At 60.2% G+C, this 26,160-nt stretch carries 27 protein-coding genes; 13 read left to right on the top strand and 14 right to left on the bottom strand.

Annotated elements, in window-relative coordinates:
• The first annotated feature begins 413 nt into the window (after positions 1-413).
• From HK44_RS21545 to HK44_RS21530, 4 genes are all read left to right on the top strand, one after another.
• The gene (locus HK44_RS21545) at positions 414-701 is read left to right on the top strand and encodes a hypothetical protein (protein ID WP_019693302.1); all 288 of its coding nucleotides are present in this window, start codon (positions 414-416) and stop codon (positions 699-701) included.
• Positions 702-1,174: 473 nt separating this feature from the next.
• Complete coding sequence (gene ltrA / locus HK44_RS21535; protein ID WP_024265118.1) at positions 1,175-2,491, top strand: group II intron reverse transcriptase/maturase; 1,317 nt, start codon at positions 1,175-1,177, stop codon at positions 2,489-2,491.
• A 64-nt stretch (positions 2,492-2,555) separates the two neighbouring features.
• Positions 2,556-2,687 carry a hypothetical protein gene (locus HK44_RS30205; protein ID WP_024265117.1) on the top strand — a complete coding sequence of 44 codons (132 nt, stop codon included), beginning with the start codon at positions 2,556-2,558 and terminating at the stop codon, positions 2,685-2,687.
• Positions 2,680-3,309 carry a flavin reductase family protein gene (locus HK44_RS21530; protein WP_019693303.1) on the top strand — a complete coding sequence of 210 codons (630 nt, stop codon included), beginning with the start codon at positions 2,680-2,682 and terminating at the stop codon, positions 3,307-3,309. The genes HK44_RS30205 and HK44_RS21530 overlap by 8 nt, the downstream gene beginning before the upstream one ends.
• Before the next feature lie 4 nt (positions 3,310-3,313).
• Here the strand turns inward: HK44_RS21530 and HK44_RS21525 are convergent, their stop codons facing one another.
• Positions 3,314-3,577, bottom strand: coding sequence for a hypothetical protein (locus tag HK44_RS21525; RefSeq protein WP_019693304.1), 264 nt, complete (start codon positions 3,575-3,577; stop codon positions 3,314-3,316).
• Between the two features lie 9 nt (positions 3,578-3,586).
• Positions 3,587-3,952: a putative quinol monooxygenase gene (locus tag HK44_RS21520; RefSeq protein WP_019693305.1), complete on the bottom strand. Its 366-nt coding sequence runs from the start codon at positions 3,950-3,952 to the stop codon at positions 3,587-3,589.
• A 335-nt stretch (positions 3,953-4,287) separates the two neighbouring features.
• Between HK44_RS21520 and HK44_RS21515 the strand changes: the two genes are divergently transcribed.
• Complete coding sequence (locus tag HK44_RS21515) at positions 4,288-5,217, top strand: AraC family transcriptional regulator (RefSeq protein ID WP_019693306.1); 930 nt, start codon at positions 4,288-4,290, stop codon at positions 5,215-5,217.
• Positions 5,218-5,398: 181 nt separating this feature from the next.
• Here HK44_RS21515 and HK44_RS21510 read toward each other — a convergent pair whose 3' ends face one another.
• The 6 genes from HK44_RS21510 to HK44_RS21485 all read right to left on the bottom strand — a co-directional run bounded on the left by HK44_RS21510 (position 5,399) and on the right by HK44_RS21485 (position 12,834).
• Complete coding sequence (locus tag HK44_RS21510) at positions 5,399-6,454, bottom strand: ABC transporter ATP-binding protein (RefSeq protein WP_019693307.1); 1,056 nt, start codon at positions 6,452-6,454, stop codon at positions 5,399-5,401.
• Positions 6,455-6,469: 15 nt separating this feature from the next.
• Entirely contained in the window at positions 6,470-7,318 is an 849-nt protein-coding gene (locus HK44_RS21505; RefSeq protein ID WP_019693308.1) for an ABC transporter permease, read from the bottom strand.
• Positions 7,315-8,223: an ABC transporter permease gene (locus tag HK44_RS21500; protein ID WP_019693309.1), complete on the bottom strand. Its 909-nt coding sequence runs from the start codon at positions 8,221-8,223 to the stop codon at positions 7,315-7,317. The genes HK44_RS21505 and HK44_RS21500 overlap by 4 nt, the downstream gene beginning before the upstream one ends.
• Positions 8,224-8,430: 207 nt before the next feature.
• The gene (locus HK44_RS21495) at positions 8,431-9,534 is read right to left on the bottom strand and encodes an ABC transporter substrate-binding protein (protein WP_019693310.1); all 1,104 of its coding nucleotides are present in this window, start codon (positions 9,532-9,534) and stop codon (positions 8,431-8,433) included.
• Between the two features lie 217 nt (positions 9,535-9,751).
• Entirely contained in the window at positions 9,752-11,200 is a 1,449-nt protein-coding gene (locus HK44_RS21490) for an aldehyde dehydrogenase family protein (protein WP_019693311.1), read from the bottom strand.
• Complete coding sequence (locus HK44_RS21485; protein WP_019693312.1) at positions 11,197-12,834, bottom strand: 5-guanidino-2-oxopentanoate decarboxylase; 1,638 nt, start codon at positions 12,832-12,834, stop codon at positions 11,197-11,199. The genes HK44_RS21490 and HK44_RS21485 overlap by 4 nt, the downstream gene beginning before the upstream one ends.
• Before the next feature lie 159 nt (positions 12,835-12,993).
• Here HK44_RS21485 and HK44_RS21480 point away from each other — a divergent pair, with 159 nt between their 5' ends.
• Positions 12,994-13,875 carry a LysR substrate-binding domain-containing protein gene (locus HK44_RS21480; protein WP_019693313.1) on the top strand — a complete coding sequence of 294 codons (882 nt, stop codon included), beginning with the start codon at positions 12,994-12,996 and terminating at the stop codon, positions 13,873-13,875.
• Between the two features lie 167 nt (positions 13,876-14,042).
• Here the strand turns inward: HK44_RS21480 and HK44_RS21475 are convergent, their stop codons facing one another.
• Positions 14,043-14,657, bottom strand: a complete 615-nt coding sequence (locus tag HK44_RS21475) for an NAD(P)-dependent oxidoreductase (RefSeq protein WP_019693314.1) — start codon at positions 14,655-14,657, stop codon at positions 14,043-14,045.
• A gap of 52 nt (positions 14,658-14,709) precedes the next feature.
• Positions 14,710-15,594, bottom strand: a complete 885-nt coding sequence (locus tag HK44_RS21470) for an MBL fold metallo-hydrolase (RefSeq protein WP_019693315.1) — start codon at positions 15,592-15,594, stop codon at positions 14,710-14,712.
• 115 nt (positions 15,595-15,709) lie between these two features.
• Between HK44_RS21470 and HK44_RS21465 the strand changes: the two genes are divergently transcribed.
• Both HK44_RS21465 and HK44_RS21460 read left to right on the top strand, forming a co-directional pair.
• Complete coding sequence (locus HK44_RS21465) at positions 15,710-16,615, top strand: LysR family transcriptional regulator (RefSeq protein ID WP_019693316.1); 906 nt, start codon at positions 15,710-15,712, stop codon at positions 16,613-16,615.
• A gap of 253 nt (positions 16,616-16,868) precedes the next feature.
• Complete coding sequence (locus HK44_RS21460; protein ID WP_020723547.1) at positions 16,869-17,042, top strand: hypothetical protein; 174 nt, start codon at positions 16,869-16,871, stop codon at positions 17,040-17,042.
• A gap of 8 nt (positions 17,043-17,050) precedes the next feature.
• Here the strand turns inward: HK44_RS21460 and HK44_RS21455 are convergent, their stop codons facing one another.
• Positions 17,051-17,938 carry a helix-turn-helix domain-containing protein gene (locus tag HK44_RS21455; RefSeq protein ID WP_019693318.1) on the bottom strand — a complete coding sequence of 296 codons (888 nt, stop codon included), beginning with the start codon at positions 17,936-17,938 and terminating at the stop codon, positions 17,051-17,053.
• Positions 17,939-18,115: 177 nt separating this feature from the next.
• Here HK44_RS21455 and pobA point away from each other — a divergent pair, with 177 nt between their 5' ends.
• Together pobA and HK44_RS21445 are read left to right on the top strand one after the other, a co-directional pair.
• Positions 18,116-19,309, top strand: a complete 1,194-nt coding sequence (gene pobA, locus HK44_RS21450) for a 4-hydroxybenzoate 3-monooxygenase (protein WP_019693319.1) — start codon at positions 18,116-18,118, stop codon at positions 19,307-19,309.
• Between the two features lie 80 nt (positions 19,310-19,389).
• A complete protein-coding gene (locus HK44_RS21445; protein ID WP_019693320.1) occupies positions 19,390-20,907 on the top strand; it encodes an MDR family MFS transporter in 1,518 nt (505 codons plus the stop codon).
• Positions 20,908-21,062: 155 nt separating this feature from the next.
• Here HK44_RS21445 and HK44_RS21440 read toward each other — a convergent pair whose 3' ends face one another.
• The 3 genes from HK44_RS21440 to HK44_RS21430 form a co-directional block, all read right to left on the bottom strand.
• Positions 21,063-21,911 (bottom strand): hypothetical protein, encoded by an 849-nt coding sequence (locus HK44_RS21440; protein WP_019693321.1) that lies wholly within the window; start codon positions 21,909-21,911, stop codon positions 21,063-21,065.
• Positions 21,912-22,011: 100 nt separating this feature from the next.
• A complete protein-coding gene (locus tag HK44_RS21435; protein ID WP_019693322.1) occupies positions 22,012-23,010 on the bottom strand; it encodes an NAD-dependent epimerase/dehydratase family protein in 999 nt (332 codons plus the stop codon).
• Positions 23,011-23,081: 71 nt separating this feature from the next.
• Positions 23,082-23,975 (bottom strand): LysR family transcriptional regulator ArgP, encoded by an 894-nt coding sequence (locus tag HK44_RS21430; protein ID WP_019693323.1) that lies wholly within the window; start codon positions 23,973-23,975, stop codon positions 23,082-23,084.
• A 96-nt stretch (positions 23,976-24,071) separates the two neighbouring features.
• Here HK44_RS21430 and HK44_RS21425 point away from each other — a divergent pair, with 96 nt between their 5' ends.
• The 3 genes from HK44_RS21425 (at position 24,072) to HK44_RS21415 (ending at position 25,853) form a co-directional block, all read left to right on the top strand.
• Entirely contained in the window at positions 24,072-24,473 is a 402-nt protein-coding gene (locus tag HK44_RS21425; RefSeq protein WP_019693324.1) for an ACT domain-containing protein, read from the top strand.
• 5 nt (positions 24,474-24,478) lie between these two features.
• Positions 24,479-25,081, top strand: coding sequence for a LysE/ArgO family amino acid transporter (locus tag HK44_RS21420; RefSeq protein ID WP_019693325.1), 603 nt, complete (start codon positions 24,479-24,481; stop codon positions 25,079-25,081).
• A 175-nt stretch (positions 25,082-25,256) separates the two neighbouring features.
• Positions 25,257-25,853: a superoxide dismutase gene (locus tag HK44_RS21415; RefSeq protein ID WP_019693327.1), complete on the top strand. Its 597-nt coding sequence runs from the start codon at positions 25,257-25,259 to the stop codon at positions 25,851-25,853.
• The last annotated feature ends 307 nt before the right edge of the window (positions 25,854-26,160 follow it).

Below are 26,160 nucleotides of genomic sequence, written 5' to 3'. Positions count from 1 at the left end.
AGATCGATGTCAGACATAAAATCTGTGTCTGACTCGGTCAGTGTGGGAGCGAGCCTGCTCGCGATGGCCATTACTAGGTCCCGAGCCGATCAAGACAACTCAGCAGCCCCACGACTCGCGTACGTGTTCTGCACACCACCAATCCCCCCCCCCAAAACCCGCGACGAACCGATAACGATCCGTTAATGCCCTGCCGACACTCTGGTTCTGTCGCCGCTTGAATCCATATCGACATCTCGTACGTATACACAATGCAGGCCTCGAAGCAGTGTCTGGAAATACTCTGCCACGGCCTTAACATCTATTTAATCGATTGTTTTTAGCATTTATTTGCGCTTTTTAATCAATTTTATGTGCGTAGTATGAACTCCATACCCAACGCACAACACGCAAACACACCTGGAGTACACATCATGAAAACCAAACTGATCTTCGCTCTGACCCTCTCCGTACTGGCCGCCAACACCTTCGCCGCCGACGGTTATGACCGCACCGGTTCTGGCGCTTTCACCGCTGAACGTTCTGCCGCTGTGGCTGCTGACGGCTTCGATCGCACTGGCTCGGCCAAAGTCGCCGCTGACGGCTTCGATCGCACTGGCTCGGCCAAGGTCGCGTCCGACGGCTTTGATCACACCGGCACCGCCGACGCTATCGCCGCCGATGGTTTTGATCGCACCGGTACTGCCGCCGCTATCGGCTAACACCTTGGGCAGACTTCACAGCCCGGCTTCGGCCGGGCTTAGTTGTGTGCGCCCAGCATGGGCGCAATCTTGTGGGTGAAAGTCCCGCCGTAAGCTGACCACAGCGAACGAAGTGAAGCGCAACTGCATGAGGGTGACCGAGTGTGGGGAGGAAGCGTGAATCGAAGCCATGAGCCGATGTACAAGAACCGGATAAAAGGCGCGGCCGATCAGGGCGAGCGGGCACAAAACCGCGAAGCTCTTGTGGTCAAGGATCAGGCTGTGTAAATCCGGCGGTTGTGTGGTGAAGGATTGCGTTCTTACCTGGGGAGATCTCGCCTTATGCCTGAAAGGGCGACGGTGCCAGCCGGAGCGAGAAGTCAGCAGAGGCCGTAGTAGTCTTTTTTTTTGACGAAGGGCCGAACGAGAGAAAGCGTTATAGGCCATGTTGATACGAAAGACCGGAAGTCAGATGCCTGCCAAACGCGGGGCGGATGGAGACTGCGAGCGGTGAAGCCGTGAGAAGTCCCGTCAGCGACGAGGTCAATCGCCCGCAAGATGAATCCGACAACGCAGGGCAAGGGCTGCTGGAACGGGCCTTTGCGAGAGAAAACCTGAAGCGGGCGTGGAAACGGGTCAAGGCCAACAAAGGTGCAGCGGGAGTCGACGGTCTGGATATTGATCAGACGGCCGAGTACCTGCTGACCCAATGGGCGGCGATTCGTGAACAGCTTCTATCAGGTGTCTACCGGCCCAGTCCGGTACGGCGTGTAGCCATTCCCAAACCTGACGGCGGTCAACGCGAGCTGGGTATCCCAACGGTCACCGACCGTTTGATCCAACAAGCGCTGCTGCAAGTCTTGCAGCCATTACTCGATCCGACTTTCAGTGAACACAGCTACGGCTTTCGTCCGGGACGCTGTGCGCAGGGCGCCGTTTTAGCGGCTCAGCGCCATGTTTCTTCAGGACGTAAAGTGGTGGTGGATGTTGATCTGGAGAAGTTCTTCGACCGGGTCGATCACGACATCTTGATGGATCGTTTGCGCAAACGGACCACGGATCAGGCGGTTATCCGGCTGATTCGTGCCTATCTGGATGCGGGAACGCTGATCAATGGAGTGGTCGAGAAAAGCCGCTGCGGGGCGCCGCAAGGCGGCCCGCTGTCGCCGTTGCTGGCGAATGTGCTGCTGGACGAAGTGGACCGAGAGCTTGAGCGCAGGGGACATTGTTTTGTGCGCTATGCCGATGATGCGAACGTTTATGTTCGCAGTCAGAAGGCGGGGCAGCGGGTAATGGCCCTGCTGAGGCAGCTGTACGAAAAGCTGCACTTGAGCGTCAACGAGAGCAAGAGTGCAGTGACGAGCGCGTTTGGTCGCAAGTTTCTGGGCTATGAGTTGTGGTCAGCCCGCGGCGAAGTCAAGCGTGCCGCATCCTATAAAGCGCAGAAGCAGTTCAAGCAACGAATACGCTGGTACACCCGACGCTCGTGTGGCCGTAGCTTGCAGCAGATTGTCGATGACCTACAACCTTACATTTTGGGATGGAAAGCTTACTTTGGGTTGTCGCAAACCCCAGCCGTCTGGCGTGCGCTGGACGAATGGATACGACACCGGTTGCGAGCGATCCAGCTTAAACAATGGAAGCGCGGAACGACGACGTATCGTGAGCTGCGAGCACTTGGCGCGAATAACCAGGTGGCGCAGAAGGTGGCAGGAAACACCTGCCGCTGGTGGCATAACAGTCGTCTTGACCTGAATCGCGTGCTTAATACTGCGTGGTTCGACAGGCTGGGATTAGTGCGTTTCTCATAACCTCAATCTCTCGAACCGCCCGGTGCGGACCCGCATGCCGGGTGGTGTGGCAGGGGAGCGGCCTATGAAGGCCGTCCCCTATGCCGATTTCTGGTACAGCGAAAAACCCGATGATCCGGGAGTGGCATTCACCGTCGATGACTTGCACTATGGCAACCTTCACTTTTACGTCTGCGCAAGAGCCCGCCATGTCTGATGATATTCACTACTACGAACCTGCCTTGGGCCATGGCCTGCCCCACGACCCGTTCAACGCCATCGTCGGCCCGCGGCCTATCGGCTGGATTTCCTCACAGGATGCCGAAGGTCAGCTGAACCTGGCGCCGTACAGCTTTTTCAATGCGTTCAACTACATTCCGCCGATCATCGGGTTCTCGAGCATCGGCCGTAAAGACAGCCTGAACAACATCGAGCAGACCGGCGAATTCGCCTGGAACCTGGCCACTCGTCCGCTGGCCGAGCAGATGAACCAGAGTTGCGCGGCGGTCCCGGCCGACGTCAACGAATTCGAACTGGCCGGGCTGACGCCGGCAGCGTCGAAAATCATTCAGGTGCCACGGGTCGCCGAAAGCCCGGTGTCCTTCGAATGCAAGGTCACGCAGATCATTCAGTTGCAACGTGCTGATAAAGAAGTGGTGCCGAGCTGGCTGATCCTCGGCGAAGTGGTCGCCGTGCATATCGCCAAGTGGCTGCTCAAGGACGGGGTGTACGACACCGCCGCGGCAGAACCGATTCTGCGCGGCGGCGGGCCGGCGGACTACTTTCAGTTGGGACCTGAGGCCTTGTTCAAGATGTTCCGCCCGGGGGCGACCCGGTAAATCGTTACCAGACCAGTTCGCCGTCTTCAGCGACGTCGGTCAACTGCTCAAGCTTCTGCTCGGCAGCCTGATCGGCTTCGAAGGCGGTCTTGAATGTCTGTTCATCGAGGATTTTGTGAAAACGCGGGGCGCCTGAGCCACCCAGGGCTTTGACGGCGATGGCGGCGCTGTAGCCTCCTTCACCTGGTACTACGGCGGAAACTGCTTCGAACTGTGCAAACTCTTTACGTGCCATGTCGCGGATCCTGGCCAATGGAAAGTCGGCCATTCTAAACCGTCAACTGGCCAACTGGTGTAATGACGCACTGTTCAACTGCGGATATTCGCCGCGAGCCTGAGCTGCCGACACTTCACTGAAGGTGTGGAAATCCAGGCTATTGACCACCAACTCTTGCACCAGCTCGGCAAATATCTGCATGGCCGGGGTGCCGAAATAGGCGGTCATGGCCTGCTGGTCGACCCAAAAACCGGACACCAGCCACAGTTCGGGATCGCACAACGAATGCTGCAAGGCAAAGTGCAGGCAACCGCTGGCCTGGCGCGACGGTTCGATCAGGCTGCTCAAACGCGCGCCCAACTCCATAGAGCGGCCTGCGCGGGCACGGATAAAAGCCATATGGCTGACGGGGATCTGCGTGGACATGTTCGACTCTCCCTGATGTAGACGATCGGCAGCCTGAGAGAAGCTGCGACAGGGACAGAGATTAAGCGACAGGCGCTAGACCCGTTAGTCGATTCCTGCCGGCTTGTTGCACAATCCTGCACACAAACAAAGTTATCGCCGTGCCACGGCAAGATCCGATCCTGGAATGTGACAAAGGGCTTTCAAGCAAGTTTTCCAGCGTTCTGTTCACGTTCTCTACGCTGAATCCGACCACACAGCAGGATCAGGCAAGTTTTGCGCAGGATTTGCCTACCACCTGGACTTGCACAAACTTAAGCTGTGCTCATCCCATCTCCTTGCCGAGGATGTTTTGCATGCCATCTCTGGATTCCACTCACGCCCCGCTGGATGCCAACATGGAAAAACAGCGTGTGGAGCTCTCGGCAATCATTCGTCGTAATACCGGCGAGGATGGCAGCTACGCGACCGCCATCGGTTCGTTGTTTTTGTCGCGGCATAGCCAGTCCCACGACTTCGCCCCGGTGCTCGCGCAACCGGCACTGTGCATCATGGCCCAAGGGCGCAAGGAAGTCCGGCTGGCCGACGAAGTCTTCAACTACGACCCGCTCAACTATCTGGTGGTCTCGGTCTCGATGCCGCTCAGCGGACGGGTGGTCGATGTCTCGCCGCAAGAACCGATCCTGGCCTTGCGCCTGGATATCGACCCGGCGCAAATCACCGCATTGATAGCCGACGCAGGCCCCCTCGGCGTGCCCACCCGTCCTGCCGGACGTGGCCTGTATGTCGAACAACTGGATCAGCCGATGCTTGATGCCGTGCTGCGCCTGGCGCGCTTGCTCGACACCCCGAAGGACATCGCCATGCTCGCGCCGCTGATTCGTCGGGAGATTCTCTATCGCTTGTTGCGCAGCCCACAGGGCCATCGACTGTATGAAATCGCCGTCGCCAACAGCCAGAGCCATCGCATCGGTCAGGCGATCAAATGGCTCAACGGCAACTACGAGCAGCCGTTGCGCATTGATGAGTTGGCCAAGGAAGTGAACCTGAGTGTGTCGACCCTGCACCATCGCTTCAAGGCGATGACGGCGATGAGTCCACTGCAGTATCAGAAGCAACTGCGCCTGCAAGAAGCGCGGCGCTTGATGCTCGCCGAGGGTATCGACGCCTCGGCGGCGGGCTACCGCGTGGGCTATGAAAGCCCCTCGCAGTTCAGCCGCGAATACAGCCGACTGTTTGGCGCACCGCCGTTGCGGGATTTGGCGCGGTTGCGGATGAGTGTTTGAAGCGGTTGCAGAATGCTTATTGTGGCGAGGGAGCTTGCTCCCGCTGGCCCGCGCAGCGGGCCCAACATCAGCAATCGGGTTCTGTCAGGCAGAACTCGTTTGCTGGGTTACGACTGCTTCGCCCGAGCGCGGACCGGCCGGCGGGAGCAAGCTCCCTCGCCACAGTGATCGGCGTCGTAACTTAGGCGCCGAGCACGCGGCAGGCTTCGGATGGAATGGTCACTGACACCGGGTTGCCGATGCTCAGGCCGATGCCCTGGCATGGCGTGCTCAACGCAGTCAGCGACACCCCGGAACACTCGACCGTGGTCTCAATGGTCGCGCCGATATCGCGCACGAACGTCACCCTGCCCAGCAAGCGATTACCGGCGGTTGCCTGTGGGTGCGACAGTTGAAGGTCTTCCGGACGCACCAGCATTTTGACCTTTTCGCCCACCACGATGCTGCTGCAAATCGGCACCTGAAGCGCATCGCCACCGGGCAAACCGACTTTGCCATCGCCCAGCGCCGTGGCCGGGAAAATGTTCCCCGAGCCGATAAAGTCGGCGACGAATTCGTTGGCCGGATGCCGGTAGATCTCGATCGGCGTGCCGACCTGCTGCACCCGATTCTGCCCCAGCACCACCACGATATCGGCCATGGTCATGGCTTCGCGCTGGTCGTGGGTGACCATGATGGTGGTGATGTTCAGGCGTTGCTGAAGCTGGCGAATCTCCACTTGCATCGATTCGCGCAGCTTGGCGTCCAGGGCCGACAGCGGTTCGTCGAGCAGGAGGATTTTCGGGTGCGAGGCAATCGCCCGGGCAATCGCCACGCGCTGACGCTGACCACCGGAGAGTTTCGAGACCGGACGATCAACCATCTCTTGCAGCTGAATCAGTTGCAGCAATTCAGTGACCCGCGCCTGCTGATCGACCTTGCTCACGCCACGCAGTTTCAGCGGATAGGCGATGTTCTCGCCAACCGTCATGTGCGGGAACAGCGCCAGCGACTGAAACACCATGCCGAAGTTGCGCAGGTGCGCCGGTGTGTTGCCGATGTCTTCACCGCCCAGACGAATCTCGCCGCTGGAAAGGGTTTCCAGGCCGGCGATCATCCGCAGCAAGGTGGTTTTGCCACAGCCCGAAGGGCCGAGAAAACACACCAGCTTGCCCTCAGGCAGGTGCAGATTGACGTCCTTGACCGCGCACGCTGTGCCGTAACGTTTCTCGACGTTTTCCAGAATCAAACCAGTCATGTTGCTCACCTCAAATCAAAAGGAAACGCCACCTTCACCGACCAGCTTCTCCAACGCCCAAATGAGGACGAAGTCGATCAGCACGATCAGCACGGCAAACGAGAATACGGTTGGGTCCAGCGACGACACGGTGCGGCTGAACATCCAGATCGGCACGGTCATGACATCGATGGTGTAGAGGAAGTAAGTCACGGTGAACTCGTTGAACGAGACAATGAACGCCAGCAGCATCCCGGCCAGGATCCCCGACTTCATCAACGGCACCACCACATCGACAATCGCCCGCGTCGGCGAAGCGCCGAGCATTTGCGCGGCCTCTTCGACTTCACTGCCGATGGACAGCATCGCCGCGGTGCAGTTTTTCACCACAAACGGCAAGGCCAGAATCACGTGGGCAATCACCAGTCGCGAAACCGTCATCTGGAACGGCAGGCTATCGAACACCAGCAACAATGCCAGACCCAGTACCACCATCGGAAACACCAACGGCAACGACATCAATTGCAGTGCCACGGCTTTGCCACGAAACTCCAGGCGGGTCAGCGCATAAGCCGCCGGCACCGCAACGAGGGTCGCGAAGATCATCGCCATGAACGACACCATCAGGCTGGTGCTCATGGCTTTGCCCAGGCTCAGCACATCACTGGCGTCCGGGGACACGAAGGTGTGCCAGGCAGCCTTGTACCATTGCAGGCTGTAACTGCTGGGCGGAAAGTCGAGGTTCGAAGAGCCACTGAACGACATGACAATCATGGTCAGGATCGGCAACACCGCCAGAAACAGGATGACACCTGAAAGGATCCCGGCAAATTTACCGGTATCGCCTGGCAACAGCGTCAGGCGCTTCTTGATCAACGTGCTCATTGCGAAGCCTCCAGCATGCGCCGACGACGGCCAGTGATGTATTCGGACAAGGTCATGATGGCCAGCGTGGTGACGATCAGCACCACACCCGCAGCGGAGGCGGCTGGCCAATTCATCAGCGGGGCGATCTGGTCATGCACCATCACCGCGAGCATCGGCACGCGCCGACCTCCGAGCAGCAAGGGCACCACAAAACTGCTGGCGTTATAGGCGAATACCAGGGTCGCGCCGGTGATGATTCCCGGCATGCTCATCGGCAGCACCACCTGGAAAAACACCTTCAAGCGGCTCGCGCCCAAGGTCGCCGCGGCTTCCTCGTAGGTGCGGGCAACGCCGCGCATGGCGCTGGCAATTGGCAGCACGGCCAACGGGAAAGCGGTTTGTACCAGGCCCATCAAAACGCCGTTCTGGTTGTACAGCAGCATGATCGGACGCTTGATCAAACCGAGGCCCATCAACGCCTGATTGAGCATCCCGCCAGGTCCCAAAATCACCAGCCAGCCATAGCTTTGCAGCAACAGGTTGACCAGCAACGGCAACAGCACGGCGGCCAAAAATACTCGGCGCAGCAACGGAGAAGTCAGGCGCGACATGGTGTACGCCACCGGAATCGCCAGCACCACGGCAATCACCGCGCTAATCAGCGCCAGGCGCAAGGTCAGCATCAGGGATTTGAGGTAATACGGTTCCAGCAGCTGGGCATAACTGGCCAGGCTGAAGCCGGTCCATTCTGCGCCTTTGGTGCCCACGCTCATGCGCAATACCAGCAGGCTGGCAGCGATCAGCACACCGAGAAACAGCATCGATGGCGAAAGAAATAACCAGGCGCGCGTCGTCGGCGAAACGCCGAAGCGGGGGCGCACGACAGCAGCGCCGACCGGGTGGGTCAGAGGTTGGTGTTCCATAGCAATGGTCTCGTCAATGGAAGGCAAAAAAACCCGGAGCCGCACGAGAAACTGTGGCGAGGGAGCTTGCTCCCGCTGGGCCGCGAAGCGACCCCAAAACCTGCCAACCGGTGTTTATCCGACACACCGCATCTACCGGTTCACGACTGCTGCGCAGCCGAGCGGGAGCAAGCTCCCTCGCCACAATGGATCTCCAAGCGACAGACGTCAGGAAGAGAAGATTTCCGTGTAGCGACGAATCCATTGGTCATGCACAGTCGCCAGGAAGGCGTTGTCGTGCATGATCGCCTTCTCGGCAATCTGCTCTGGCGTGAGGATGAACGGATTCTTGCGCGCTTGCGCAGAGATGATTGCCTTGGCGTTGACCGGGCCGTTGTAGATGTCTTCGGCCATCTTGCCCTGCACCAACGGGTCGAGTGAGTGGTTGATGAACGCATAGGCCAGATCGGTATCGCCCGGACGGTTCTTCGGCATGACCGACTGCATCAGGTCGGTGTAGAAACCTTCCTTCATGCCAAAGGTTGCACTCAGACCGTAGTTCGGATCGCGGATCTGTTTCGGGAAGAACGCTGGAGCGTACAACCCCCCCATGTCCAGGGAGCCGGTGCGGAACAGCTCGGCGATCTGGTTCGGGTTTTCACCCAGGGTCACCACGCGGCTCTTGAGCTCGGCGAGTTTCTTGAAGCCGGGTTCGATATTGTGTTCGTCACCACCGGCCAGTTTGGCGGCGATGATGATCAGGTCCATGGCCTCGGTCCAGTTCGGCGGCGGCAGGAAGATATTCGGCGCCAGGTCCGCGTCCCATAGGGCCGCGTAGCTGTCCGGGGCTTCTTTCTGAGTGCGGGTGCTGTAGACGAGGCTGTTGCACCAGAGCAGGTAACCGATGCCGTGACCGTTGGCCCCGGTGCGGTATTTCTCCGGTACGTCGATCAGGTTGGGAATGCGGTTCAGGTCCGGCTTTTCCAGCAACCCGGCAGCGGCCAGGCCTTCAGCGCCCACGCCAGCCAGAGTGATGACGTCGTATTGCGGGCGATCACCACCGGCCTTCAGTTTGGCGACCATTTCCGAAGTACTGCCGGTACGGTCCGCGATGACCTTGGCGCCGGTTTTGGCTTCAAAGGTCGCGGCGATGTTGCGCAGCGCCGCAAGCCCGGTGTCATCGGACCAGGTCAACAGCCGCAGGGTCTTGCCCTGAAAACGTGTGTCACTGGCATTGGCGCGGATGAACGGCATGCTCATGGCGGCCGCCGCAACCGATGCAACACCGACGGTCTTGATGAATTGTCTTCTGTTCAGATCATGATCGCCCATGAAGGACTCCCTTTATTGTTGTAGGTATGAGTGAGGAGCATCCCTTGCACCCGCGCTCTTCGATCCGCTGCCAGCCCCCGTATTACAAGGGGTGTAGCGAGGTCTGCGGGTTCATCCTGAGGTCACGCAAAACGCGCAACAATCGAAAAAAAATCATTGGTGCCATGTCCCAGGCGCATGCCTCGTTACGAGGCATGCATGGGCCGTTTTCGTGCCGTCAGACGGCCCGAATCACGTGCTTTATTTCTTGAAACGCCTGCAGGCCCCACGGCCCCAACTCGCGGCCGATACTGCTCTGCTTGTAGCCGCCCCAGGCCGTCTGCGGGAAGATCACCTGCGGCGCGTTGATCCACACCAGCCCCGCCTGCAAGGCGTTGGCGACCCGTTCGGCAGTCTCTGGATCAGCGCTGACCACACTGGCCACCAGACCAAACTGGCTGTCGTTGGCCAGCTCGATCGCCTCCTGCTCCGTGGCAAAACTGCGCACACAGAGCACCGGGCCAAAAATCTCTTCACACCACAACGCACTGTCGAGGGGCACTTCGGTGAAAATGGTCGGCCGCAAAAAATAGCCATGCGGCAGATCGGCAGGCCGGTCACCGCCACAGACCAACCGCGCGCCCGCGCTCAAACCGCGATCAATGTGACCCAGCACGCGCTGGTATTGCGCCTGATTGACCAACGCGCCCATTTCAACCTCGGGGTCAAACGGGTCAGCCACGCGAATCGCCTCGGCCCGCGCCGTCAGACGCAGCAGGAAATCGTCCGCCAGTTCATCGGCGACCAACACCCGGCTGGTGGCCGAACACATCTGCCCGGCATTGAAGAAACCACCGCCACAGGCCAGCTCGACGGCCAGGTCGAGATCGGCATCCGCCAGCACCAGCAGCGAGGATTTGCCACCCAGCTCCAGGCTCACGCCCTTGACGGTTTCCGCCGCACGCTGCATGACCTGAACGCCCACCGCGTTGCTGCCGGTGAAGGAAATTTTTGCCACCCGCGGATCGGCCGACAGCGGCGCACCGACCGCCAGCCCCGTACCGCAGACCAGGTTGAACACACCGTTGGGCAAGCCGCTCTCGGCGATGATTGCCGCCAGCTCCAGCTCCGGCAGTGGCGTGACTTCCGAAGGCTTGAGCACCACGCAGCAGCCCGCCGCCAAGGCTGGCGCGAGCTTCCAGGCGGTGGTGACCATCGGGAAGTTCCACGGCACGATCAACCCGACCACACCGCACGCTTCACGGCGCACACGGGCGGCGAAGTCTTCGCTCGGCAGTTCCACGACGCGGTCCTGGCCGGCGTCAAGCGCTTCGGCCAGACCTGCGTAATACTCGAACGTGGCAATCACGTCATCGACGTCGATGCCCGCTTCGAACTGTGGCTTGCCGTTGTTGCTCGACTGCAAATACATCAAGCGCTCGCGGCGGGCCTGCACTCCATTGGCGATCTTGCGCAGCACCGCGCCGCGTTCGGCACCAGTGGTTTTCGACCACTGCACAAACGCCGCACTGGCCGCTGTGACCGCTTGATCAACCGCACGCTGATCGCCTCCCTTGACGGTGGTCAACAGCGCTTCGGTCGCCGGATTGATGACCCGCAAGTGCTCGTCGCCGGCCGACCATTGGCCATCGATGTACAAACCATCCTGGATGATTGGAAAGCTCATGCCGACACCGCCTTCATCCACTGGGCCTGATCGATTTCGATCAGGGTCGGGCCCTGGCGATCAGTGGCCGCACGCAATGCCGCGCGCAGTTCTTCAACGCCGCTGACGGCGTGTGCCGCACAGCCCAGGCCTTTGGCCACGGCGATAAAATCCGGGGTGTAGATGTCCACGCCAACCGGTTCGATGTCGCGGTTGACCATGTACTTCTTGATCTCTTCGTAGCCCTGGTTATTCCACAGCAGGACGATGACCGGGGTGCGTGCTTCCACCGCGCTGGCCAGTTCCGGCAAGGTGAATTGCAGGCCGCCGTCGCCGATCAGGCACACCACCGCTGGACGACTGTTGCGTTCCTGACCACCGCCGAGCCACGCGCCGATAGCCGCCGGCAAGGCATAGCCGAGGGTGCCGTAACCGGTCGACGAGTTGAACCAGCGACGCGGACGCTCCGGGTTGAACGTCAGGTTGCCGGTGTACACCGGTTGGGTCGAGTCGCCGACGAATACCGCTTCCGGCAACTCATCCTGCACGGTGTGCAGGAACAGCGTCTGCGCACGGGTTGGCGCGTCCCAGAGGGTTTCAAGCTCGGCACGCAAGCTGGCGGCGCGAGCCTGGCCCCAGTCGCTGCAACGCTCGGCCAGCGAATGTTTGGCCACACCGTCGAGCAAGGCCTGGGCCGCGCTTTGTGCATCGGAGACCAGCGCCACCTTCGGCGGATAGTTGCGCACGGTCTGGTCCGGGTCGATGTCGACCCGCAGCAAAGTGCCCGGAATTTCAAAGCCACCGGCAAAGGTCACGTCGTAGTCGGTCTCGGCCAGTTCAGTGCCGATGGCCAGGACCACATCGGCGTCAGCCACCAGGGCACGGGTGGCCACCAGCGTTTGGGTCGAACCAATGAGCAACGGGTGAGTCGACGGCAGCATGCCCTTGGCATTGATGGTCAGCGCCACCGGTGCATCGAGTAATTCGGCGAGCCGGGTCAACTCGGCGGCTGCATCGATCGAACCGCCACCGGCGAGGATCAACGGACGTTTGGCGTTGGCCAGCAGTTCGCTCATCTGCGCCACGGCCGACGGCGCTGCACCGGCGCGAGTGATGCTCACCGGTTGGCTGGCGAGCAAGGCATCGGCGTCTTCGACCAGCACGTCGAGCGGAATTTCGATGTGCACCGGACGCGGCCGGCCAGCCTGGAACAAGGCAAAGGCACGGGCCAGCACACCCGGCAGTTCGGCAGCGGACATCAGCGTATGGGAGAACGCTGCAACGCCGGCCACCAGCGCGCCCTGGTTCGGCAGCTCATGCAACTTGCCGCGCCCACCGCCCAACTGGCTGCGCGATTGCACGCTGGAAATCACCAGCATCGGGATCGAATCAGCGTAGGCCTGGCCCATCGCCGTGGTGATGTTGGTCATGCCGGGGCCGGTGATGATGAAGCACACACCCGGTTTGCCGCTGGTGCGTGCATAACCGTCGGCCATGAAGCCAGCACCCTGCTCGTGACGCGGCGTAACGTGGTTGATGCTCGAACGGGCCAGCCCGCGATACAGCTCAACGGTATGCACGCCGGGGATGCCGAACACCTGCTCGACCCCGTAACCTTCGAGTAACTTGACCAATACTTCGCCGCACGTCGCCATATCTTTGCCCTTCTTGTTCGTTGAGACGCTGGCCCCGCGCGGCATTTGAAAGCGCGCCGCGGTGCTCAGTCATGGCGTTATTGGAACGGTCAGCGGGTAGCCGCAACAATCGATAAAAAGTCATACTCGCCATGTCCTCACCTCATGCCTTGGCGTCCCATGAAACGACTTCCCCCCCTTCCCGCGTTGCACACGTTCCTGATCACGGCCCAGTGCTGCAATTTCACCCGGGCGGCCGAGCAGCTGCACATCACTCAGGGCGCGGTGAGCCGGCAGATCGCCGGGCTGGAAGAACATTTGGGCTACACGCTGTTTCACCGTCAGGCACGCGGTTTGAGCCTGACGGCCGAAGGGCTTGAGTGGCTGCCACGGATTCAGCAGGTGTTCGGCTTGATCGATGAGGCGGTGGAACAGGTGGGCGCACACCGTGAAACCTTGCAGCTCAAGGCGCCGACCTGTGTCATGCGCTGGCTGCTGCCGCGTTTGCTGCAATGGCAAAAGGAACGCCCGGACGTGCCGGTGGAACTGACCACCACGGTGCAACATGGCGTGGATTTTCATCGTGAGCAGTTCGACGCCGCCGTCATGTACGGCGCACCGCCAGACAGTTCACTGGCGTCGCTGCACCTGTTTGACGAGCAACTGACGCCGGTCTGTTCGCAGCCGCTGCTCGACGGCCCGGTGCCGCTGCACAGCCCGTCAGACCTGAGTCAACATTTGCTGCTGCATCCAACGCGCGATCAGCGGGACTGGAAGGCCTGGCTGAACGCGGCGGACGTCAACCTCAGCACACTCGGCAAGGGGCAGCATTTCGAAACCCTGGACCTGGCGATGTCCGTGGCGTCTCAAGGGACGGGGGTGGCGATTGGGGATTGGTCGTTGATCGGCGATGACCTGAGTGCCGGACGGCTGGTCATGCCCTTTGATTTGAAGGTTAAAACGGGGCTGGGGTATTACCTGGTGTTCCCGCAGAAACCGGGGCCGTCGCCACAGTTGCGTGAATTGATGGAATGGCTGGTGGTGCAGGCGCAGGCGCGGTGAACATCCGGATCGGGAAAATCACTCACTGTGGCGAGGGAGCTTGCTCCCGCTGGGTTGCGAAGCGACCCTAGAATCAGCCGCCGCGAACATTCAGATGGAACGCGATTGCCGGATTACGACCGCTTCGCGGCCGAGCGGGAGCAAGCTCCCTCGCCACAGTTGTGGAGTTAGTAGCCCACGGTAAACCGCTGGCGGCTATGCGCTGGCTTCTCGACTTCATCAATCATCGCAATCGCGTAGTCGGCGAAGGTGATCCAGCTCTTGCCTTCGGCGCTCACCAGCAGATGGTCCTTGCCCACGCGGAAGGTGCCGGTACGCTCGCCTTCGACGAACAGCGCCGACGGTGAAAGGAAGGTCCAGTCCAGATCCTTTTCCTGACGCAGGGTGTCGAGGTAGACACCACCGGCAGTCGCCTCGGCCTTGTACTCTTCAGGGAAGTTCGGGGACTCGATGACTTTGCTGCCATCCGGCACCAACAGCGAACCGGCACCACCGACCACCAGCAGACGTTTCACGCCGGCCTTTTTGACCGGCTCGATAATCGCGCTGGCCGGGATCGTCGAAAAGTGTGCCGCGCTGATCACCACATCAGCACCTGCAACCGCCGCTTGCAACGCTGCGCTGTCGGCAACGTCGACATTTTTGCTGACAACGCCGGCACGCGGGCTGATTTTCGAGGTGTCGCGGGCGATGGCAGTGACGCTGTGACCGCGACGCAGGGCTTCTTCCAGCAGTTGGCTACCGGCACGACCGGTGGCGCCAATGATTGCGATCTTGCTCATGAACAGTGCTCCAGTTGATTAGGTGTGACCTGTGGCAAGGGGCTTTTGTGACTTACCACTTCATCTCGCCTTTGGCGACTTTGGCGCTCAGCTCAAGGGAGCTTTCTTCGCCGAGGTTCGGGTAATGCTTTTTCATCGCGGCGATCAACCCAGCCGAATCTTTGGCCTTGGCGGTTTCTTCGTCGAATGCCTTGATGTAGTCGGCGGTGAAGTGCACAGCGGCCAGCGAACGTGCGCTGTCACCCAGGTAATGACCCGGAACGATGGTGTTCGGTTTCAGGCTGTCGATAGTCTTCAGGGTAGTCAACCAATCGGCATGGGACTGCACGGTTTGAGTATCGGCCATCCATACGTGGATGTTTTCCGCGACGACCACACCCCCCACCACGGCTTTGATCGACGGGATCCAGACAAAGGTCCGGTCCGGTTGCTTGCCGTCCAGGCCAATGATGTCGAGCTTCTTGCCTTCCAGGGTCAAGCTATGGCCCTTGAGCACAGCCGGTACGATGGTTTTTGCCGGTGCATCGGCAGCCAATTTCGGTCCCCAGAACGCTACTTTGCCTTCAACGGTGGCCTTGATGTGATCAACCGTCGGCTGCGAGGCGAGCACTTTGGCTTTCGGGAACGCGGCGGTGAGGGTGTCCAGGCCGAAGTAGTAATCCGGGTCACCGTGGCTGATGTAGATGGTGGTCAGTTGTTTGCCGCTGGCGCGGATTTTTTCCACCACCTGTTCGGCCTGGGATTTGCCGAATTGCGCGTCCACCAGAATCGCTTCTTTCTCGCCGCTGACCAGTACCGAGGTCACCGGGAAAATCGCAGCGGCGCCCGGGTTGTAGACGTCCAGGGTCAGTGCCGGAGTAGCGGCGGCCGCATGAGCGGTAAAGCCCAGGGTGGCGGTGGCGAGTAAAAGGCGCTTGAGAGAAGTGAAGCCGATCATGGTGCTGCTCCGTTGTGCATAAGCCGTGTTTGACGATGGGACAGAGCTTAGTTGCCTGATTCGCTACAAAAAATGCGATGCTTGAACATAGTTTGTTTCTGAAAGCGGGCAAATCATGGATCGTCTTCAAGCAATGCAGGTGTTCGTCACCGTCGTCGACCTCGGCAGCCAGTCAGCCGCGGCCGATCATCTGGACCTGTCGCGCCCGGTGGTGTCGCGCTATCTGGCCGAACTCGAGGACTGGGTCGGAGCGCGCCTGATGCACCGCACCACGCGCAAACTCAGCCTGACTGCCGCCGGCACCGAGATCCTGCCGCGTTGCCGGCAGATGCTCGACCTGTCGAGCGACATGCAGGCCGCCGTCAGCGAGCCGGACGATGCGCCACGCGGCTTGCTGCGGATCAGCGTCAGCACCTCGTTCGGCCAGGCGCAACTGGCCGACGCCATGGCGGCGTACGTCAAACGCTTTCCCGGCGTCAGTATCGACCTGCAAATGCTCGATCGAACAGTGAACCTGGTGGACGAGCGCATTGACCTCGCAATCCGCACCAGCAACGACCTGGACCCGAACCTGATTGCCCGGCGGCTGACCGTCTGCCGTTCGGTGATCTGTGCCTCCCCCGCCTACCTGCGCGAACACCCGACGCCGCAACGGGTGGAGGACTTGAGCCAGCACAATTGCCTGACCCACTCCTACTTCGGCAAAAGCCTCTGGCATTTCGAGCAGGACGGCGAGCAGGTCTCGGTGCCGGTGCAGGGCAACATCAGCGCCAACGAAGCCAGCACGTTATTGCGCGCAGCAATGGCCGGTGCCGGCGTGGCGATGCTGCCCAGCTACCAGGCCGGCGTGCATATCCATAGCGGCGAACTGGTGCGCCTGCTACCTCACGCCGAACCACGGCAGATGAACATGTACGCGGTGTACACCTCACGCAAACACATGCCCGCAGCGCTGCGCAGCATGCTGGATTTTCTGGTGTCGAGATTTCCTGAAGAACCTGCGTGGGATGTGGGGTTGTAAATACGCTGTGGCGAGGGAGCTTGCTCCCGCTGGGTTGCGAAGCGACCCTAAAATCAACCACCGCGAGTATTCAGTTGGACCGCGATTGCCGGATTACGACCGCTTCGCGGCCGAGCGGGAGCAAGCTCCCTCGCCACAATGGTTTCACCCAATCAGTGGTGTGGGCGGGGTTTATGGCAACTCACCACCGCTGACCTATGCTGATATCAGTACCTCTTAAAAAATAAGGGGTATGGGTTCAGAGGTCAGCGCCATGAACGTTAAAACCAGAAGGTATCTCGCGATCTTCATTACTTGCACCGCTGCGCTGGCGTTGTATGGCACCGCCGCCTACCGCGTTGAACAGGCCCGGCAGCTGCCGCGCGAGTACGCCAGCTGCAACTTCGAACGGTGCATTCCGCACACCGCGACCCTGAACCTCAAGTAACGAGGCCCCTAATCCTGATCAGCTTTCAAGCGATCCCGAAACGCCTTCGGTGAAATCCCCACGCGGCGCCGAAACAGCCGGGTGAAATTGGTGGGATCGGAGAAACCCAACACATCGGACATCTCGTAAATGGTCATGCTGGTGTAGGTCAGCAGTCGCTTGGCCTCCAGCAACTGCCGCTCGTGCATGATCTGCAATGCCGGTTGTCCCGCCAGCTCACGGCAGGTGCCGTTGAGGTGGGACACGGAAATCCCCAACCGGTGTGCCAGATCCTCGACCTTCACGTGCTGGCGATAATTTTCTTCCACCAGTTGAATAAACCCGTTGAGGTATTCGCGTGCACGCTGTGGTCGCTGACTGGCGGCGCGGCGCTGGATCACCTGGCGGCTGACCCACACCATGATCACGCTGACCAGCGAATGCATAAGCATTTCGCGTGCGGGCTGGTGCCCGACGTATTCATTCTGCAAGGCTGAAAACAGGCTGTTGAGGTAGTCCGCATCGCTACCTGCCGAGTAACTCTCCGCCACTGCCAGGGCATTCACCGAACTGCCCAGTTGCGCTTGAAGATGAGCCACCAGCGGCGCCGCCAGCGTCACCACAAAGCCTTCTACCTCTTCGGAAAATCGAAAACCATGTACCGACAGCGGTGGCAGGATCTGGATCGCGGCTTCGCTCAGTTGCGTACGCTGGCCCTCTATCTCAAGCTCCGCCTGGCCTTTGTACACGAACAGCAATTGACATAAATCGGCATGCCGATGGGGTTTGATTTCCCATTGATGCTCGCGGCTGCGTTTGGAAATGGTTTCGCAATGCAGCAAGTCAGGGGTCGGCCAGTCCAGGCTCTCGCCATAGAGTTTGAATACAGGAATCGAAGGAAGGGCAGGCTTGTTCATAACTTCAGTCCAGGCCTCAGCGTAACGGGCGGTAATCGCCCCGATTGGCGAAATGTACAGGTTTCGGCGCAGTTTTCACCTTCAATTGACCGACTCACAAGCGAAAAATGCAAGCACTCGATTCATAAAAACCATTCACCGACTTTGTCCGCGTGAAGCTTGCGAGCCCTAACAACAATGAAAATCCTCAAAACCCAAGTTGCCATTATCGGCGCCGGCCCCTCTGGCCTGCTGCTCGGCCAGTTGTTGCACAACGCCGGCATCGCCACTGTCATTGTCGAACGCCAGACACCCGAGTATGTACTGGGGCGAATCCGCGCCGGGGTCCTGGAACAGGGCATGGTCGAGCTGTTGCGTCAGGCCGGAGTCAGTCAGCGCATGGACGCTGACGGTCTGGTGCATGGCGGCTTTCAGTTGGCCCTCGGCGAGCGCCAGGTGCACATCGATCTGCACGCGCTGACCGGCGGCAAAACCGTGATGATCTACGGCCAGACCGAAGTCACCCGCGATCTGATGGCCGCCCGTCAGTCGGCGGGGGCATCGACCCTCTACGAAGCCAGTAACGTGATGCCCCACGGGATGAAATCCGACGAACCGTTCCTGACCTTTGAAAAGGACGGTGAAACCTGGCGCCTGGACTGCGACTACATCGCCGGTTGCGACGGTTTCCATGGTGTCGCACGGCAATCGATTCCCGCCGACACGCTGAACATTTTCGAACGGGTCTACCCGTTCGGCTGGCTCGGCATTCTCGCCGACACCCCGCCGGTCCACGATGAACTGGTGTACGCCCGACACGCTCGCGGCTTCGCGCTGTGCAGCATGCGTTCGACCACGCGTACCCGCTATTACGTGCAGGTGCCCGCTGACGAGAAGGTCGAGGACTGGTCCGATCAACGCTTTTGGGAGGAGCTCAAATCGCGCCTGCCGCAGGCGCTTGCCGATACGCTGGTCACCGGACCGTCGATCGAAAAAAGCATCGCGCCGCTGCGCAGTTTTGTGGTCGAGCCCATGCAGTACGGACGGATGTTCCTGGTCGGCGACGCGGCCCATATCGTCCCGCCCACCGGCGCCAAAGGCCTGAACCTGGCCGCCAGCGATGTCAGCACCTTGTTCAACATTTTGCTCAAGGTCTACCGCGACGGCCGTACCGAGCTGCTGGCGAAGTACTCGGAAATCTGCCTGCGCCGGGTCTGGAAGGCCGAACGATTTTCCTGGTGGATGACCTCGATGCTGCATACCTTCGAAGGCAACGATGCCTTCAGCCAGCGCATCAGCGAGTCGGAACTCGAGTACTTCGTCGACTCCGAAGCCGGTCGAAAAACCATTGCAGAAAATTACGTCGGGCTTCCGTACGAGGCTATCGAATAGCAGGCTATCGACTTACACTGGCGAGCATCCCCCGCTCGCCTTGTCTCTTGCGGGTTAATCACCGCCCGCAGGTTTGACCCGTGACCAATCTGAACCAGCCTGACTCCACCAAACCGGCCATCCGCAGCGTGTTGGTCTCCCTGATGCTGGCGATTTTTCTCGGGGCGCTGGATCAAACCATCGTGGCCGTCTCGATGCCGGCCATTTCCGCCCAGTTCAAGGATTTCAGCCTGTTGGCCTGGGTCATCGCAGGCTACATGGTGGCGATGACCGTGGCAGTACCGATCTACGGCAAGCTCGGCGACCTGTACGGCCGTCGGCGGCTGATGCTGTTCGGCATGGGGTTGTTCACGCTGGCCTCGGTGTTTTGCGGCATGGCCCAGAGCATGGAGCAGCTTGTCCTCGCCAGGATCATTCAGGGCATCGGTGCCGGCGGAATGATTTCGGTCAGCCAGGCGATCATCGGCGACATCGTGCCGCCCCGCGAACGCGGGCGTTATCAGGGTTACTTCAGCAGCATGTACGCAGTGGCCAGTGTGGCCGGACCGGTGCTCGGCGGTTACATGACCGAGTACCTGTCGTGGCGCTGGGTGTTTCTGATCAACCTGCCGCTGGGCCTCGGCGCCTGGCGGGTGGCTAACCGCACGCTGGTCGGTTTGCCGGTGCCGCAGCGCAAGCCGATCATCGACTACCTGGGCACACTGCTGATGATCATCGGCCTGACCGCGTTGCTGCTGGGCATCACTCAGGTTGGCCAAGGGCATTCGTGGCGCAGCAGCGAAGTGCTCGGGTTGCTGGCGTGTGCGCTGCTGACCCTGACGCTCTTCGTCTGGCATGAGCGGCGGGCGCGCGAGCCGTTGCTGCCGATGCACCTGTTCGCCAACCGCAATGCGATCCTCTGCTGGTGCACGATGTTCTTCACCAGTTTCCAGGCGATTTCGTTGATCGTGCTGATGCCGCTGCGCTTCCAGAGTGTCACCGGGGCCGGGGCCGACAGTGCGGCGCTGCACCTGTTGCCGCTGGCGATGGGGTTGCCGATGGGGGCCTACTTCGCCGGTCGCCGGACCTCGGTGACCGGTCGCTACAAACCGATGATCCTGACAGGCGCCCTGCTCACCCCGATCGCGATTCTCGGCATGGCGTTCAGCCCACCGCAAGCGATGCTCATCAGCAGCGTCTTCATGATGCTCAGCGGCATCGCCGCCGGCATGCAGTTCCCGACTTCATTGGTCGGCACGCAAAACTCGGTGGAGCAACGCGACATCGGCGTCGCCACCAGCACCACCAACCTGTTTCGCTCACTCGGTGGCGCGGTCGGCGTAGCCTTGATGTCGGCCTTGTTGCTGGCGCTGTTGCAGGATTCGAGTTTCGCTCATTTGACCGGCTCGTCGCTGATCGCCGAGGGCAGCTCCGGAAACGTTTTGCTCGATGGCCTGAACGCCGCACCGGGTGACACTCAAAACGCCTTGCGCGCCGAGCTGTTGCTGACCTTCCGGCATTTGCTGATGGTCAGCGCGGCGGTGTCGTTGCTGGGTCTGGCGGCGGCCATCGCCATGCCGAACATGCTGTTGCGCGGGCGGGAAGACAAAGTCCGGTAGAAAGACCGAGTCGCCTGCATCGCGGGCAAGCCTTGCTCCTACAGGTATTGCACTGCTCTTGTAGGAGCAAGGCTTGCCCGCGATGACGTCATCACAAACACCACATCATCAAGAGCTGTAATACCCCACAGCCACAGGTGTTCAACGCCTATACATCAAGGTCGAGCGTTGAGCTGCTGTTGCAGGTTCTGGATCTGGCTCTGCAACGTGGTGATGTTGCGCGTGACCTGGCCACGGAAGGCGTCGAACTCGGCGACATTCGCGTTGCTGCCTTGAGCGGCAGCCGGGCGGTTGTCCTGCTGGCTTTTGATCACCACCAATTCTTGCTCCAGACGCTCGATAGCCGCGCTTGGGTTGCCTTGTTTCTTCAAGGCGGCGATATCGGCCCCCAGGCTTTTCAGCTGGGCGTCGAACTTGCTGGTGTCAGTCGGGGTATTTTTCAGGGTCGCCACGTCAGCGCTCAGGGCTTTCAGGTCAGCTTGCAACTGAGCGTTGACCGCATGTTGCTCGACGCTTTGCGCAGCGATCTGCGCCAGCCGCTTGTCCAGGTCGGACGCCTGCCCGACCACGCCTTGCTGCTGTTGGTTCTGCTCCACCAACCTGGTTTCCAGTTGCTTGATTTTCAGTTTCAGCGCTTCGCTGTCGCTGGTGACGTTTGACTGACTGGCGACCACTTTGCCGGAAATATCCTGCAAGCGCCCAGCGGCTTCCTCGCTGATGCGGGCAAAGCTTTCCTGGGTCGCGACCAGTTGCTGCTCCATCAACGAAATTTGCTGAAAGCTCCACCAGGCAAGGCCGGCAAAAGCAAACAGCAGCGCCCCGACCAAGGCCCACAACGGGCCGGTGCTCGGGACTTTTACTTTGCCCCTGCTTGTGCTTCGCGCATGTACGCCGGTGTGTTCACGGGCAGCGGCGGTGGTTGGAAAATCGTCGGCATCGAGGGGGTCGGCACGCAGGCTCGGTACATCGTCGAAGTCGTCGTTGGCATCGTTACGCATGGACATGAGGCAACCTTTCTGAACCACAGTGATGGCTAAATGCGACGAGTATAAACCCTGAACTCGCCGCATTGATCGACCTTGATCCGCTAGCTCGGTTCAGTGTTTATTTTGCGCCCGGGTCCTGGGCCTTCCACCAGCCACAAAACTCATCGAGCGCCGTCCACAGACTGACCTTGGGATCGTAGTCCAGATAATGCCGGGCGCGGCTGATATCGAGGGTGAAGTTTTTGTTCATCACCTGCATGCCCAAGCGTGACAGTGTCGGCTCCGGACGCCCCGGCCACAGTGCGCAAAAACCCTCGTTCAGCGCCGCAATGCTATAGGCCAAACCGTAGGAACGGTGACGAGTCACCTGCGGGACTTGCATCTGGCGCATCACGTAATTGACCACATCCCACAGCGGCACCGGTGCGCCGTTGCTGATGTTGTAGGCCTTGCCAAGCGCCGATCCCGTCGCCAGCAAACAGCTGAGCATGGCTTCGTTGAGGTTCTGCATGCTGGTGAAATCGACCTTGTTCAGGCCGTTGCCGATGATTGCCAAACGCCCTTTGCGCTGCATGTTCAGCAGACGCGGGAAGATGCTCATGTCACCCGCTCCGGTGACAAAACGCGGGCGCAGGGCCAGCACTTCAAGACCAAACTCCTGAGCGCCGAAAACTTTTTGCTCGGCCAGGTATTTGGTCGCTGCATAAGGATGCTTGAAGCGCTTGGGCACTTGCTCTTCGGTCAGCCCGAGATGATCGCGGCCATCGAAATAGATCGACGGCGACGACAAGTGCACCAGCCGCCGGACGTTTTGTTTCAGGCAGGCTTCGACCACGTTTTCGGTGACCAGCACGTTGCCCTGATGGAAGTCCTGATAGCGCCCCCAAAGTCCCACCGCACCCGCGCAATGCACCACGGCTTCGACGTCTGCACACAGCTCGCGAACCAGTTCCGCATCACTCAAGTCGCCCTGGACGAACTCCGCGCCCCGCCGTACCAGATGTTCGACACCTTCGGCCCGGCGGCCGTTGACCCGCACGTCCAGGCCCTGCTCCAGAGCGAATCGCGCAAAGCGCCCGCCAATGAAGCCGCTTGCGCCGGTGACCAGAATTTTCATGAGTTGCTCCGATGTGTTTCGTTTTTCATGCGTGTCGCATTACAAATTTCGTGTGCTCTTGACGCTGCCCGTCAGTCCAACGGCACCAGCCACTGCCTGGATAAACGTACCAGATGCTCGGTGAGTAACCCCAGCAACTGGCCACCATTGCGCCAATGATGCCAGTACAACGGCACATCAATCGGTTTATCTGGCAACAACTCCACCAGCACACCGCGCTCAAGCTGTTCACGCACCTGCAACTCCGGCACCAGCCCCCAGCCCAGACCGGCTTCGGTCAGGCGGATGAACCCTTCGGATGACGGGCACAAATGATGTTCGAAACCACCGTCCACGCCCAACGACGCCAGGTAACGGTGCTGCAAAAAGTCATCCGGGCCAAACACCAGCGCCGGCGTGCGGGCCAACTGATCGGCTCTGACCCCTTGGGGAAAATGCCGGGCAATAAACGCCGGGCTGGCCAGCGCGCGATAACGCATGGCGCCCAGCAACACACTGCGGGCACCCGCCACCGGGCGTTCACTGGCACACACGCACGCGGCCACTTCACCGGCGCGCATACGTTTGAGGCCAACGGTCTGGTCTTCCACCACCAGGTCGAGCAATAGATGCTGCTCGGCGCAAAAGTCGCCCACCGCCTCGGCCCACCACGTGGCCAGGCTGTCGGCGTTGAGCGCGATGCGCAGGCGTTCCGGCAAGCCTTCTTCATCCAGCGCTGGCACCAGGCTTTGCAGATCGCGCTCCAGCAAACGCACCTGCTGCACATGGTTGAGCAGACGCCGACCAATCTCGGTCGGTGCCGGTGGCGTGGCCCGCACCAGCACCGGCTGGCCGATACGCGCTTCGAGCAACTTGATCCGCTGGGAAATCGCCGATTGCGACAACCCCAACACCTGAGCGGCGCGTTCGAACCCCGCCTGCTCGACCACCGCAGCAAGGGCGGACAGCAATTTATAGTCGAACATCAGTTTTCCTAATGAGCGATCAGCAATATTGGTTTTTCTTATACAGCCTGGAGCAGGAGAATGACCAGCAAGAACTCTTGAACAAGGATCAGCGACATGGCTGGCGAAACCTCATTGAACACCCTGCTGCGCAGCATGAGCCCACAGCTCAACGACGGCGAATACGTGTTCTGCACGATTCGCGACGGCCATCTGCCCAAAGACTGCGAAATCATCGGCAGCTTCCGCGAACAGGAAGGCCTGACGGTGATCCTTGAGCGCTCGCAAGCCGAAAAGGCCGGGTTCAGCTTCGACTACCTGGCGGCGTGGATCACCCTCAACGTGCATTCGGCCCTCGAAGCCATCGGCCTGACCGCTGCCTTCGCCAGCGCCCTCGGCCACGCCGGTATCAGCTGCAACGTGATTGCCGGCTATTACCACGACCATTTGTTTGTCGGCCAGGCCGACGCCAAACGCGCGATGTCGGTACTGCGGCAACTCGCGGCAAACGCGGAGTAAACCTTATGTGGCAAAGCTATGTGAACGGCCTGTTGGTCGCTGCGGGACTGATCATGGCGATCGGTACGCAAAATGCGTTCGTGCTGGCGCAAAGCCTGCGCCGCGAACATCACCTGCCAGTGGCGGCACTCTGCGTGACCTGCGATGCGTTGCTGGTGGCCGCCGGGGTGTTCGGGCTGGCGACGATCCTCGCGCAAAACCCACTGTTGCTGGCGATCGCCCGTTGGGGCGGCGCGGCCTTCCTGCTGTGGTACGGCAGCCTGGCCCTGCATCGCGCCTGTTCCAGGCAAAGCCTGCAACAGGGTGAAAACCAGACCGTACGTTCATTGCGCGCGGTGTTGCTCAGTGCACTGGCGGTAACGCTGCTCAACCCTCATGTGTATCTGGACACCGTGTTGCTGATCGGTTCGCTCGGGGCCCAACAAACAGTGCCAAGCGCTTATGTGATGGGCGCGGCCAGTGCATCACTGTTGTGGTTTTTCACCCTGGCGCTGGGCGCCGCGTGGCTGGCACCGTGGCTGGCACGCCCGAGCACCTGGCGGATTCTCGACCTGCTGGTGGCGGTGATGATGTTTACCGTGGCCTTTCAACTGATCAGCGCCGCCTGATTATTACAAACGGCTCTGGAACCTCTATCCCACACAGTTGTTGCGTGGTTAAGCCGCACCCCCGGTGCTATGATCCGACACCTGCGCCGCAAAGAGTACAAACTCCCCGGCGCTTGTCTGGCCGCCCGTGATCGGCCTTGCGCTCACCGCAACTGACCTGATTAGGAGAATCACCATGGCTTTCGAATTGCCGCCACTGCCTTACGCACACGATGCACTGCAGCCGCACATTTCCAAGGAAACGCTGGAATATCACCACGACAAGCACCACAACACCTACGTCGTGAACCTGAACAACCTGGTGCCAGGCACCGAGTTCGAAGGCAAGACCCTGGAACAAATCGTCAAGACTTCTTCGGGTGGCATCTTCAACAACGCCGCTCAGGTCTGGAACCACACTTTCTACTGGAACTGCCTGGCGCCAAACGCTGGCGGTCAACCAACCGGCGCACTGGCTGATGCGATCAACGCGGCTTTCGGTTCGTTCGACAAGTTCAAAGAAGAGTTCACCAAGACTTCGGTCGGCACCTTCGGTTCCGGTTGGGGCTGGCTGGTGAAAAAAGCTGACGGTTCCCTGGCCCTGGCCAGCACCATCGGCGCCGGCAACCCGCTGACCAGCGGCGACACCCCGCTGCTGACCTGCGACGTCTGGGAACACGCTTACTACATCGACTACCGCAACCTGCGTCCGAAGTACGTTGAAGCGTTCTGGAACCTGGTTAACTGGAAGTTCGTGGCTGAGCAGTTCGAAGGCAAAACCTTCACCGCTTAAGTCCGCTTGCAGTCAAAAAAACCCGGCATTGCCGGGTTTTTTTATGCTCGTGCAATGTGAAGTTCACCTGCAACGCCCTCAAAAACAAACGTTCCCTTGCCCCAACGCCACAGCCGTCTACCATCAACCAGACACAAATATTCTCCCCTGCCTCTCAAGTTGCAGGAGGTGCCTACCGAAACATTACTAATGGGCTCCCACTGCCAACTACCACGGCAATGAGGCCAAGCCAGCAGACAAAATTCGCTTGGTTTGATTGTCCCTTTGACTGCCATCACGGGATTGCCAATACTCATGGCAATTTGAC

Source organism: Pseudomonas fluorescens HK44 (assembly GCF_000217955.3).
GTDB classification, from domain to species: Bacteria; Pseudomonadota; Gammaproteobacteria; order Pseudomonadales; family Pseudomonadaceae; genus Aquipseudomonas; species Aquipseudomonas fluorescens_AQ.
This window is presented reverse-complemented; position numbering and strand designations above follow the sequence as displayed.

Excerpts from the sequence above, each read along its gene's own strand:
- HK44_RS21420 (WP_019693325.1), top strand. The coding sequence starts at position 24,479 with ATGTGGCAAAGCTATGTGAACGGCCTGTTGGTCGCTGCGGGACTGATC.
- HK44_RS21465 (WP_019693316.1), top strand. The coding sequence starts at position 15,710 with ATGGATCGTCTTCAAGCAATGCAGGTGTTCGTCACCGTCGTCGACCTC.
- ltrA (WP_024265118.1), top strand. The coding sequence starts at position 1,175 with ATGGAGACTGCGAGCGGTGAAGCCGTGAGAAGTCCCGTCAGCGACGAG.
- HK44_RS30205 (WP_024265117.1), top strand. The coding sequence starts at position 2,556 with ATGAAGGCCGTCCCCTATGCCGATTTCTGGTACAGCGAAAAACCCGAT.
- HK44_RS21435 (WP_019693322.1), bottom strand. The coding sequence starts at position 23,010 with ATGAAAATTCTGGTCACCGGCGCAAGCGGCTTCATTGGCGGGCGCTTT.
- HK44_RS21455 (WP_019693318.1), bottom strand. The coding sequence starts at position 17,938 with ATGAACAAGCCTGCCCTTCCTTCGATTCCTGTATTCAAACTCTATGGC.
- HK44_RS21505 (WP_019693308.1), bottom strand. The coding sequence starts at position 7,318 with ATGAGCACGTTGATCAAGAAGCGCCTGACGCTGTTGCCAGGCGATACC.
- HK44_RS21425 (WP_019693324.1), top strand. The coding sequence starts at position 24,072 with ATGGCTGGCGAAACCTCATTGAACACCCTGCTGCGCAGCATGAGCCCA.
- HK44_RS21510 (WP_019693307.1), bottom strand. The coding sequence starts at position 6,454 with ATGACTGGTTTGATTCTGGAAAACGTCGAGAAACGTTACGGCACAGCG.
- HK44_RS21480 (WP_019693313.1), top strand. The coding sequence starts at position 12,994 with ATGAAACGACTTCCCCCCCTTCCCGCGTTGCACACGTTCCTGATCACG.
- HK44_RS21525 (WP_019693304.1), bottom strand. The coding sequence starts at position 3,577 with ATGGCCGACTTTCCATTGGCCAGGATCCGCGACATGGCACGTAAAGAG.
- HK44_RS21470 (WP_019693315.1), bottom strand. The coding sequence starts at position 15,594 with ATGATCGGCTTCACTTCTCTCAAGCGCCTTTTACTCGCCACCGCCACC.
- HK44_RS21440 (WP_019693321.1), bottom strand. The coding sequence starts at position 21,911 with ATGTCCATGCGTAACGATGCCAACGACGACTTCGACGATGTACCGAGC.
- HK44_RS21495 (WP_019693310.1), bottom strand. The coding sequence starts at position 9,534 with ATGGGCGATCATGATCTGAACAGAAGACAATTCATCAAGACCGTCGGT.
- HK44_RS21520 (WP_019693305.1), bottom strand. The coding sequence starts at position 3,952 with ATGTCCACGCAGATCCCCGTCAGCCATATGGCTTTTATCCGTGCCCGC.
- HK44_RS21500 (WP_019693309.1), bottom strand. The coding sequence starts at position 8,223 with ATGGAACACCAACCTCTGACCCACCCGGTCGGCGCTGCTGTCGTGCGC.
- HK44_RS21545 (WP_019693302.1), top strand. The coding sequence starts at position 414 with ATGAAAACCAAACTGATCTTCGCTCTGACCCTCTCCGTACTGGCCGCC.
- HK44_RS21415 (WP_019693327.1), top strand. The coding sequence starts at position 25,257 with ATGGCTTTCGAATTGCCGCCACTGCCTTACGCACACGATGCACTGCAG.
- HK44_RS21530 (WP_019693303.1), top strand. The coding sequence starts at position 2,680 with ATGTCTGATGATATTCACTACTACGAACCTGCCTTGGGCCATGGCCTG.
- HK44_RS21490 (WP_019693311.1), bottom strand. The coding sequence starts at position 11,200 with ATGAGCTTTCCAATCATCCAGGATGGTTTGTACATCGATGGCCAATGG.
- pobA (WP_019693319.1), top strand. The coding sequence starts at position 18,116 with ATGAAAATCCTCAAAACCCAAGTTGCCATTATCGGCGCCGGCCCCTCT.
- HK44_RS21460 (WP_020723547.1), top strand. The coding sequence starts at position 16,869 with ATGAACGTTAAAACCAGAAGGTATCTCGCGATCTTCATTACTTGCACC.
- HK44_RS21515 (WP_019693306.1), top strand. The coding sequence starts at position 4,288 with ATGCCATCTCTGGATTCCACTCACGCCCCGCTGGATGCCAACATGGAA.
- HK44_RS21430 (WP_019693323.1), bottom strand. The coding sequence starts at position 23,975 with ATGTTCGACTATAAATTGCTGTCCGCCCTTGCTGCGGTGGTCGAGCAG.
- HK44_RS21485 (WP_019693312.1), bottom strand. The coding sequence starts at position 12,834 with ATGGCGACGTGCGGCGAAGTATTGGTCAAGTTACTCGAAGGTTACGGG.
- HK44_RS21475 (WP_019693314.1), bottom strand. The coding sequence starts at position 14,657 with ATGAGCAAGATCGCAATCATTGGCGCCACCGGTCGTGCCGGTAGCCAA.